This is a genomic window from Streptomyces sp. NPDC025651, from assembly GCF_055558735.1.
Map to the genome: position 1 here is coordinate 626,832 of NZ_JBVHLZ010000003.1, position 10,327 is coordinate 637,158.

9 protein-coding genes are annotated in these 10,327 nt (G+C 71.4%); 7 read left to right on the forward strand and 2 right to left on the reverse strand.

Annotated elements, in window-relative coordinates; all coding sequences use genetic code 11:
• Positions 1-3 precede the first annotated feature (3 nt).
• Entirely contained in the window at positions 4-2,106 is a 2,103-nt protein-coding gene (gene tkt, locus ACZ4D5_RS15020; RefSeq protein WP_467772779.1) for a transketolase, read from the reverse strand.
• 194 nt (positions 2,107-2,300) lie between these two features.
• On the opposite strand from tkt, the gene ACZ4D5_RS15025 reads away from it, so the two are divergent.
• Together ACZ4D5_RS15025 and ACZ4D5_RS15030 are read left to right on the forward strand one after the other, a co-directional pair.
• On the forward strand, positions 2,301-3,215 hold the full coding sequence (locus ACZ4D5_RS15025; protein ID WP_467772780.1) for a helix-turn-helix domain-containing protein: 915 nt from the start codon (positions 2,301-2,303) through the stop codon (positions 3,213-3,215).
• 130 nt (positions 3,216-3,345) lie between these two features.
• Positions 3,346-3,573, forward strand: coding sequence for a hypothetical protein (locus ACZ4D5_RS15030; RefSeq protein ID WP_467772781.1), 228 nt, complete (start codon positions 3,346-3,348; stop codon positions 3,571-3,573).
• 3 nt (positions 3,574-3,576) lie between these two features.
• On the opposite strand, the gene ACZ4D5_RS15035 is transcribed toward ACZ4D5_RS15030, so the two are convergent.
• Entirely contained in the window at positions 3,577-4,749 is a 1,173-nt protein-coding gene (locus ACZ4D5_RS15035; protein ID WP_467772782.1) for a family 2 encapsulin nanocompartment cargo protein terpene cyclase, read from the reverse strand.
• A gap of 363 nt (positions 4,750-5,112) precedes the next feature.
• Here ACZ4D5_RS15035 and ACZ4D5_RS15040 point away from each other — a divergent pair, with 363 nt between their 5' ends.
• The 5 genes from ACZ4D5_RS15040 to ACZ4D5_RS15060 all read left to right on the forward strand — a co-directional run bounded on the left by ACZ4D5_RS15040 (position 5,113) and on the right by ACZ4D5_RS15060 (position 10,228).
• Entirely contained in the window at positions 5,113-6,531 is a 1,419-nt protein-coding gene (locus ACZ4D5_RS15040; RefSeq protein ID WP_467772783.1) for a family 2B encapsulin nanocompartment shell protein, read from the forward strand.
• On the forward strand, positions 6,528-7,388 hold the full coding sequence (locus ACZ4D5_RS15045; protein ID WP_467772784.1) for a geranyl diphosphate 2-C-methyltransferase: 861 nt from the start codon (positions 6,528-6,530) through the stop codon (positions 7,386-7,388). The genes ACZ4D5_RS15040 and ACZ4D5_RS15045 overlap by 4 nt, the downstream gene beginning before the upstream one ends.
• Before the next feature lie 387 nt (positions 7,389-7,775).
• Complete coding sequence (locus ACZ4D5_RS15050) at positions 7,776-8,417, forward strand: carbonic anhydrase (protein WP_467772785.1); 642 nt, start codon at positions 7,776-7,778, stop codon at positions 8,415-8,417.
• A 54-nt stretch (positions 8,418-8,471) separates the two neighbouring features.
• On the forward strand, positions 8,472-10,019 hold the full coding sequence (locus tag ACZ4D5_RS15055) for a SulP family inorganic anion transporter (protein ID WP_467772786.1): 1,548 nt from the start codon (positions 8,472-8,474) through the stop codon (positions 10,017-10,019).
• A 56-nt stretch (positions 10,020-10,075) separates the two neighbouring features.
• The gene (locus tag ACZ4D5_RS15060; RefSeq protein WP_467772787.1) at positions 10,076-10,228 is read left to right on the forward strand and encodes a hypothetical protein; all 153 of its coding nucleotides are present in this window, start codon (positions 10,076-10,078) and stop codon (positions 10,226-10,228) included.
• Positions 10,229-10,327 lie beyond the last annotated feature (99 nt).

Below are 10,327 nucleotides of genomic sequence, written 5' to 3' on the forward strand. Positions count from 1 at the left end.
TGGTCAAGCGCGGGCGGCGGCGAGGCCCCTCACAGAATCAAGAGAGGCCCGGGCCTTCGCCGCGACGTTCTCGGCGGTGAAGCCGAACTCCTCGAAGAGGACGTTCGCGTCGGCGGAGGCGCCGAAGTGCTCCAGGGAGACGATGCGGCCGGCGTCGCCGACGTAGCGGTACCAGGTGAGGCCGATGCCTGCCTCGACGGCGACACGGGCCTTCACCGCGGGCGGCAGAACGCCGTCGCGGTAGTCCCGCGGCTGCTCCTCGAACCACTCCACGGACGGCATCGACACGACGCGGGTCGCGACGCCCTCGGCCTCCAGCGTCTCGCGGGCGGCGACGGCCAGCTGCACCTCGGAGCCGGTGGCGATCAGGATGACGTCCGGCGTGCCGGTGGACGCCTCGGCGAGGACGTAACCGCCCTTGGCCGCATCGTCGTTGGCCTCGTACGTGGGCACGCCCTGCCGGGTCAGCGCCAGGCCGTGCGGGGCCGGCTCGACCGATCCGCGGCGCAGGATCTCGCGCCAGGCGACGGCGGTCTCGTTGGCGTCGGCCGGACGGACGACGTTCAGGCCCGGGATGGCGCGCAGCGAGGCCAGGTGCTCGACCGGCTGGTGCGTGGGGCCGTCCTCGCCGAGGCCGATCGAGTCGTGGGTCCAGACGTAGGTGACGGGCAGCTGCATCAGCGCGGACATGCGGACCGCGTTGCGCATGTAGTCGGAGAACACGAGGAACGTGCCGCCGTAGATGCGGGTATTGCCGTGCAGCGCGATGCCGTTCATCTCGGCGGCCATCGAGAACTCGCGGATGCCGAAGTGGACGGTGCGGCCGTACGGGTCGGCCTCCGGCAGCGGGTTGCCCTTCGGCAGGAAGGACGAGCCCTTGTCGATGGTGGTGTTGTTGGAGCCCGCCAAGTCGGCGGAGCCGCCCCAGAGTTCGGGGATGACCGGGCCGAGGGCCTGCAGGACCTTGCCGGACGCGGCGCGCGTGGCGACCTTCGTGCCCGCGTCGAAGACGGGCAGGGCCTGCTCCCAGCCCTCGGGGAGGCGGCCCGCCAGGATGCGGTCCAGGAGCTCGGAGCGCTCGGGGTTGTCGGCGCGCCACTCGGCGATCCGCTTGTCCCAGGCGGCGTGGGCCTCCGCGCCGCGGTCCAGGGCCTTGCGGGTGTGCGCGACGACCTCGTCGGCGACCTCGAAGCTCTGCTCGGGGTCGAAGCCGAGGACGCGCTTGGTGGCGGCGATCTCCTCGGCGCCGAGCGCGGAGCCGTGCGAGGCCTCGGTGTTCTGCGCGTTCGGGGCGGGCCAGGCGATGATCGTGCGCATCGCGATGATGGAGGGCCGCCCGGTCTCGGCCTTGGCGGCGGCGAGCGCCTCGTACAGGGCCCGGACGTCGATGTCGCCGTCGGCGCTCGGCGTGATCCGCTGCACGTGCCAGCCGTACGCCTCGTAGCGCCCCAGGACGTCCTCGGAGAACGCGGTCTCCGTGTCGCCCTCGATGGAGATGTGGTTGTCGTCGTAGAGGAAGACGAGGTTGCCGAGCTTCTGGTGTCCGGCGAGCGAGGAGGCCTCGGCGGAGACGCCCTCCTCCAGGTCGCCGTCGGAGACGATCGCCCAGATGGTGTGGTCGAAGGGGCTCGTGCCCTCGGGGGCCTCGGGGTCGAACAGGCCGCGCTCGTAGCGGGCGGCCATCGCCATGCCGACGGCGTTGGCGGCGCCCTGGCCGAGCGGCCCCGTCGTCGTCTCGACACCGGCGGTGTGCCCGTACTCGGGGTGGCCCGGCGTCCTGGAGCCCTGCGTGCGGAACGCCTTGAGGTCGTCAAGGTCCAGCTCGTAGCCGGAGAGGAACAGCTGCGTGTAGAGGGTGAGGCTGGTGTGACCCGGCGACAGGACGAAGCGGTCGCGTCCCGTCCACTCCGGGTCGGCCGGGTCGTGCCGCATGACCTTCTGGAAGAGGGTGTACGCCGCGGGCGCCAGGCTCATGGCCGTGCCGGGGTGTCCGTTGCCGACCTGCTGCACGGCATCGGCCGCCAGGAGGCGGGCGGTGTCGACGGCACGCCGGTCGAGTTCGGTCCACTCGAAGGGACCGAGGGCGTCCGGTGTCTGCGTGCTCATCTGAAAGAATTCCTTCGCATCCGTTGTGCATCCGTGGTGCCGAAAGGCACCGGCGGCCCGGGTCCAAAGCCCCTGGTCCAGCCAGACTCGAACTTAAAGGTCATACTTTTGGCGAGGTAGGTGCCCCCGTGTCAGCGTTCGGTGAAAATGGGACACCATCACAGGTCGAAGTCGGTCGAGGTCGAGGAACGCGGATGACGGAGCGGGGCAGCGCACATCCGAGCGCACATCTGGGAGCCGCGGAGCACATCCGCACGTACCCCTTCGACCCGAGCGCGAGCGTCTCCGGGGTCGGGATACAGGTCGGCCCGATGGGCACGGACGGACCCTGGGCGGGCGGTGTCGGCCTCTCGCGGCGCGTGCACCGGATCGACTTCCACGTCCTGCTGTTCTTCCGCGAGGGCCCCGTCCACCACATGGTCGACTTCACCGAGTACGAGGCCGGGGCGGGCGACATCCTGTGGATCAGGCCCGGCCAGGTGCACGGCTTCTCGGCGACCGACCGGTACGCGGGCACGGCGCTCACGATGCAACCCGGCTTCCTGCCGCGCGCGACCGTCGAGTCGACGGGCATGTACCGCTACGACCGCCCGCCGCTGCTCCACCCCGACCAGGCCCAACGCGCGGCGCTGGAGGCCTCGCTGGCACAGTTGCAGCGCGAGTACCTCGACACGGAGACCCTGCCGCTGAGCCTGCACGCGTCCGTGCTCCGGCACTCCCTGACGGCCTTCATGCTGCGGGTGGCGCATGTGTCGGCGCAGGCCGCGGCGGACGAGTGCAGGCCGCAGCCCGACACCACGTTCACTCGGTTCCGCTCGGCGGTGGAGCAGGGCTTCACCACCAATCACAGCGTCAGCGCGTACGCCGACGAGCTCGGTTACTCGCGCCGCACCCTGGTCCGTGCCGTGCGCGCCGCCACCGGTCAGACGCCCAAGGGCTTCATCGACCGGCGCGTCGTCCTGGAGGCGAAGCGGCTGCTCGCGCACACCGATCTGCCGGTGGGGCGGATCGGGGCGGCGGTGGGCTTCGCGGACTCGGCGAACTTCTCCAAGTTCTTCCAGCTGCACACCGGGGTGACGCCGGCGGGGTTCCGGGCCGAGCAGGTCTGAGGGGTGCGGGTCCCCGCCATCTGCCGCGAGGGGCCGCGAGGGGCGCACCCGGTCCGATGCCGTCGCCGTTGACGCCCTGGCAGCCGGTGAGCAGCAGCAGCGAGAGAAACGAGCGGTGGATGGTGTCGGAGTGGAACCAGTGGTCGGCGCCCTGCGCAACAACCGCCCGGCCGCGAAGGACCGTTCGGCCGCGTCCGACGCGATCCGCTCCGCCTTGGCCCTGCCACGTCCCACGCCACGGACTCCCCTCGGGGACGGGCACGCCGGAGGGGTCTCCTCCGGCGTGCTCCTGTCGATGGACGAGGGACAGACTGCCCTGGTCACGGCGGCGCATGACGCGGAGCGGACCTCCGGATGAACTTCAGGGTCCGGTCGCGTAGCGCGTGCCGACATTTCCCACGTGCCATTCGTGGTTGCCGCCCACCCAGTTCGACAGGCCGGCCACGAAACGGGACAGGAGCGGGTCGGCGGTGGCCAGTTCGGCCGCCTGCTCCTCGAAGCGGTGGACGATGTCGTTGTGGACCTCGATCGCCTGCTGGAAGGCGTCCTCGACGGGGCAGCCCTCCTCGGCGGCGATCACGGTGGGCAGGCTGTAGTGGAAGCGCCCGCTCTGCTGCTCCTTGCGCAGGGAGTACAGGTCGTTGCAGATCGTCGAGGCGTTGGAGGACAGCGCGACGGCGCGCTGCACGGCGGGCAGCGCGAAGAGGTGGGCGGGCAGTTCGTAGCCGCCGATGGCGTCGGTGAGGGTCAGGCAGGGGCGGAAGCTGTTGAACTGCCGCTGCACCAGGTACTCCCACACCGCGGGGGTGCGCCGCCTGCTGATGCAGTCGCCCTCGGCGTTGTAGCCGAGGTAGAGGCTCGCGATGTCGTGCCGGAAACGGTGCGCCTGCGCGGGGCTCGCCAGGGCGCGGAAGTGGTCCATGGCCGACCGCATCGAGCGCAGCGCCGGATGGGATTCCATCCCGGAGCGCCAGTCCGCCTCGTAGCGCGGGGTGTTGTGCGCGGGATCGATCGCGGACTGGGCGAGGGCGAGTGCCGCGCCGCGCCGCTCGGCGGTGCCGCCGTACTCCGCCTCGCAGAAGTAGTCGTCCACGGCGTTCTCGCCGACCAGGAGGCGGGCCGCGGCCATGAGGTGGTCGATGCCGGGCGCGTCCGGGTGGCACAGGACGACCGACCTGCCCGGGTCGAAGCCGACGAGCGCGTCCCGCAGGTCGGCGTCCGGATAGAGCTCCACCTCCTCCTCGGCCCACGCGACGAGCCGGGCGTTGACCTCGTCGGCGAGCGCCCGGTCGTCCCGCACGGCAGGCGGGCAGTAGAGGCCCTCGATGCGCCGTGACGACGGCTGCCCCTCGGGCCCCGACGCGGTGGCAGGGGACGGCGGTCGAGCGGGTGACGCCGGGCGCAGGGAGCTCGTCCCGAGCCCGGAGGGACCGGACAGCAGATCGGTGAGCACCCGGGCGGAGGGGGCGGTCGTGGGCACGTCCGTCGCACCGGGAGGTGTGCCGGGGGGCGTGCCGGGGGTCGGCTCCTGCATCCGCAACTCCGTTGACGGGGAGGTGTGTTCGACTCCGTACCCGCCGAAGAGAAGCACGCCCGGCGAGGGCGGCACAAGAACCCCCCGATCCTCCCGGTCCCGGGCGTTCCGGGGTGCTTCGCTGGATTCCAGCCGTAGTGGGACAGGCCTCCCGGCACCCTCAGAGGTGCCGCCACGCCGCTGGGCGTGGGTTGCGCCCCTTCCAAAACCGTGGCGCAAACACGGCGCGTGGGCCTCAGGTCACTCTCGACCCCGCTCGTCGGCCCCTGTTTCACTTGCGGCGCGCGGCTCCTGGGACAGCCGGACTCGCCGCAGGAGCCTCTCGTGCCGTAAGCCCCCCATGCCCGTCGGAAGGGAAGCAGCATGACGACCGCAGCGTCACCGGAGGGTTCGGAACAGCCAGACCAGAGCGCGGGACAGGCACAGTTGAGCCTGGGCGTCGCGGCCGCGCGCAATCTGACGACCACCACCAAGACCGTCCCGCAGATGCAGGCGATCAGCTCGCGCTGGCTGCTGCGGACGCTGCCCTGGACCGAGGTGGGCGGCGGCACGTACCGGGTGAACCGGCGCCTGGTGTACGCGGTCGGCGACGGGCGCGTGAGCTTCGTCCAGGAGGGCGCCGAGGCCCGGGTCGTCCCGGCGGAGCTCGGTGAACTACCACTGCTGCGGGGCTTCGACGAGGCCGACGCGCTGCGGGCCCTGGCCGAGCGGTTCCAGCAGCGGGAGTACGAACCGGGCCAGGTCATCGTCGAGGCGGGCCGCCCCGCCGACCACGTGTACCTGATCGCCCACGGCAAGGTGGAACGCGTCGGCACCGGCAAGTACGGCGAGGAGACCCGGCTCGGGACGCTCGCCGACGGCGGGTACTTCGGCGAGCGGGTGGTCGGCGAGGACCCCGGCGACTGGGACTTCACGGCCCGCGCAGTGACGGCGTGCACGGTCCTCGCGCTCCCCCGGCAGGCCTACGACGAGGTCGCGGACCGGAACGAGGCGCTGCGCTCCCATGTGAGCCGACGCGCCACCGAGGGCGAGCGCCCGCAGAACAGGCGCGGAGAGGCCGACATCGCCCTCTCCGCGGGACACGCGGGCGAGCCGCTGCTCCCCGGCACCTTCGTCGACTACGAACTGGAGCCCCGCGAGTACGAGTTGAGCGTGGCCCAGACCGTCCTGAAGGTGCACTCGCGCGTCGCCGACCTCTACAACGACCCGATGAACCAGGTCGAGCAGCAGCTGCGGCTGACCATCGAGGCGCTGCGCGAGCGCCAGGAGTACGAACTGGTCAACAACCGCGAGTTCGGGCTGCTGCACAACGCGGACTACGGCCAGCGCATCTCCACCCGCTCCGGGCCGCCCACACCGGACGACTTCGACGAGCTGCTGAGCATGCGGCGGCAGACCAAGGCGTTCTTCGCGCACCCGCGGGCCGTCGCCGCGTTCGGCCGCGAGTGCAACAAGCGGGGCATCTACTTCGGGGAGACCGACGTCGACGGCCATCGTCTTCCCGCCTGGCGCGGCGTGCCGATCTACCCGCTGGGCAAGCTGGAGGTCTCCCCGGAGGGCGCCACCTCGATCCTGGCGATGCGCACGGGCGAGGAGATCCAGGGCGTGGTCGGGCTGCGCCAGACCGGGATACCCGACGAGTACGAACCGGGCCTGAACGTACGGTTCATGGGCATCAACGACCAGGCCGTGATCTCCTACCTGGTCAGCGCGTACTACTCGGCGGCCGTGCTCGTCCCCGACGCGCTCGGCGTCCTGGAGAACGTCGAGGTGTCACGATGACGATGACCCCGCAGAGCTCGGCCGACGTGGTGCGCACCGCCTACCAGAGGGCGGTCGCGGAGTACTGGAACAACGAGAAGGACCCGGTCAACCTGCGCCTGGGCGACGTCGACGGGCTCTACCACCACCACTACGGGATCGGCGACTGGGACCCCGCGGTCCTGGACGGCCCCGAGGGGACCCGGGACGTCCGCGTCACCGAGGAACTGCACCGCCTGGAGTCGGCCCAGGCGGACGTCCTCCTCGACCACCTGGGCCCGATCGCGCCGGGCCACCGCCTCCTCGACGCCGGCTGCGGCCGCGGGGGCACGAGCATCATGGCCAACCGGCGCTTCGGCTGCGAGGTCGACGGCGTCTCCATCTCCGAGGCGCAGGTCGACTTCGCCAACGCGCAGGCGCGCGGGCGGGACGTGGCCGCGAAGGTGCGGTTCCACTACCGCAACATGCTGGACAGCGGGCTGCCCGACGGCGCCTTCCAGGGCATCTGGAACAACGAGTCCACGATGTACGTGGACCTCTTCGAGCTCTACGCGCAGTACGCGCGGCTGCTCGCCCACGGCGGGCGTTACGTCTGCATCACCGGCTGCTACAACGACGTGACCGGCGGCCGCTCCAAGGCGGTCAGCCGCATCGACGAGCACTACACCTGCAACATCCATCCGCGCAGCGCGTACTTCAAGGCGCTCGCCGCCAACGGGATCGTGCCCATCAACGTCGTCGACCTGACGGCCGCGACCATCCCCTACTGGGAGCTGCGGGCCAAGTCCTCGCTCGCCACCGGCATCGAGGAGCCCTTCCTCACCGCGTACCGCGAGGGCAGCTTCCACTACCTCCTCATCGCCGCCGACCGCGTCTGACGCCCGGTCCGACCCCGAGGGCGTGCGGGGCCGGTGGCCCACCCGGCGCTTCACCGGGTGGGCCACCGGCCTTTTGGTGCGCTTGTGAGCAGGTGCGAACGGAATCGCCGCACCGGCTCCACACCGTCCGCACAACGATCTCTGCCCAACAGTTGAGGCTTTGACCAATTCCCTGTTCAGGGACGCTTATTACTCATTCTTTGGCAGATTTTTGCCCTGTCATCAAAGGTTAATGCGATGGCAAAGTGAGAGTCACGACGGCCGTTCAGGCTGTCTCCGGGGCAACGGGCGTCCGCAGCGCAGCGGACCGACCCGCCCCGCAGTCACCATCGACCCGACCACACCGCGTCCCGGCTCCGGCCGCAGCGACGCAGGAGGCAGGCCACCTTGAAGTCACTGATCGACAACGCCCGTTCGTTCGCCGCGACCCATGTCGCGGACCCCCGCAACGCCGAGGCCTTCCAGGCCCTGGGGGCCGGGCAGTCTCCTGAAGCCCTCTTCGTCACGTGCTCCGACTCACGTGTCGTCCCTTCCCTCATCACCGGGGCCCGCCCCGGTGAACTCTTCGAACTCCGCACCGCGGGCAACGTGGTGCCCCGGTACCCCGCCCGCGGTCCCGTCGACCGCGAGGGCCACCCCATGAGCGAGGCGGCCACCATCGAGTACGCGGTGTGCGTGCTCGGCGTCCGCGACATCGTCGTCTGCGGACACTCGCACTGCGGCGCCGTCGGCGCCCTGGTGCGGGGCGAGGACCTCTCGGCCGTCCCGGCCGTGCGCGACTGGCTGGAGCACTCCGTCGCGCCCGACGCCCCGCTGCGCGCCCTCACCCCGACCTCGGACGACGTGGCGGAAGCCGTGCAGACCCATGTGCTCGCGCAGGTCGAGCGGCTGCGCGGATACCCCTGCGTGAGGGAGCGCACCGCCGACGGATCGCTCACCCTGCACGCCTGGTACTACGAGGTGCACACCGGCACCGTCACCGCCCACCGCCCGTCACCCGACGGCCGGCCGGCCTTCGGTCCGCTGTGAGAGCCGCCGCGCCCCACCATCCGGCCCGCTCCCACGACAGGACCCCCCACCCTCATGTCCTCCACCTCCTCCCCCATGCGTTCCTCCTTCAGCGCGCTGCGTGAACCCGGCGTCCCGCGCCGGGACTTCCTCGCCTCGCTCGTCGTCTTCCTGGTCGCCCTGCCGTTGTGCGTCGGCGTGGCGGTCGCCTCGGGCGTGCCCGCCGAACTGGGCCTGATCACCGGCATCGTCGGCGGCATCGTCGTCGGTTGCCTGCCGGGCAGCGCCCTTCAGGTCAGCGGCCCCGCGGCCGGACTGACCGTGCTCGTCTTCGAGGCCGTACGCGAGTTCGGGCTCGGCATGCTCGGCGCGATCGTGCTGCTCACCGGCGCCCTGCAGATAGTCCTCGGCCTGCTGCGCTGCGGCAGGTGGTTCCGCGCGATCTCCGTCTCCGTCGTCCAGGGCATGCTGGCGGGCATCGGACTCGTGCTGATCCTCGGTCAGCTCTACACCATGGCCGGGGCGAAGCAGCCGCAGTCCGGCATCGACAAGATCGCGGGACTGCCGGGTCTCCTCGCCGACACCCTGCAGTCCACCACCGCGCTGACCGCCGCCGCCATCGGCTTCGGCACCATCGGCGTGCTCGTGCTCTGGCCGAAGCTGCCCGCGGCCGCCCGTGTGGTGCCCGCCCCGCTCGCCGCCGTCGCCCTCGCGACCGCCGTGACCGCGGGGCTGCGCCTCGACGTGGCCAACGTGACGGTGCAGGGCCTGGTCGACTCCATCCAGCCGCCCGGGCTCGGCGACCTCGCGGACCTCGCCGGCGTGGCCGTGCTCGGCACCGTGCTCGCGTTCACCCTGATCGCTTCCGCGGAGTCGCTGTTCAGCGCGGCGGCCGTGGACCGCATGCACGACGGGCCGCGCACGCACTACGACAAGGAACTCGTCGCCCAGGGCGTCGGCAACACCGTGTGCGGCGCGCTCGGCGCGCTGCCGATGACCGCGGTCATCGTCCGCAGCTCCGCCAACGTCCAGGCCGGTGCGCGCACCCCGCTCTCCCGGATCCTGCACGGCGTGTGGCTGCTCCTGTTCGCCGTGCTGCTGCCCGGCGCGCTGGGCGTCATCCCGCTGGCGGCGCTCGCCGGTGTCCTGGTGCACGCCGGCTGCAAGCTGATCCCCGTCAAGGAGATCGTCCCGCTGGCCCGCGCCCACCGGGGCGAGGTGGTGATCCTCGCGGTCACGGCCATCGCCATCGTGGTGACCAACATGTTCGAGGGCGTGGTCCTCGGCCTAATCCTCGCGGTCGTCAAGTCCGCCTGGGAGACCTCCCACGTGCATCTGGACGTCAAGGAGCTGACCGACGGGCGACTGGTCGTGACCCTCACGGGCAACGCCACGTTCCTGCGGCTGCCCCGCATCCTCGAGACCCTTGAGGCCATGCCCAAGGACCGGCCCATCGAGCTGGACCTGACCGCCGTGCGCCATCTGGACCACGCCTGCCGTACGACGCTGGAGAACTGGGCGCTGCGGCACAACGACTCCGGCACGGAAGCGGTCCGCATGAGGACCCTTCCGGTGTCCGGTGAGAGCGCCGAGGAGCCCGCGACGGCGCGGGCCGGGCGCTGAACGTCAAGCAAGTTCCCCCTTTTCACCAACTACCGCATCACTGTGGAGGTTTCACCATGGAGAAGCTCATCGCGCGCATGACGGAGGAGTCCGTGTGGCAGAAGTGGGTCGCCGCCAACTCGGCCCAGGGTGCCAAGGACGGCTGTATCAGCGCGGCTCCCAAGAGCGGCTGCATCAGCGCCACCGGCAAGACCGGCTGCATCTCCTGAACCGCTGAAGGACTCCGGGGGCGGGGCGCCACCGGGGGGCGCCCCCCCCCCCCGTTGGACCCCCCCCCCCCCCCCCGCCGCCGGGGTGCACCCGCCCGC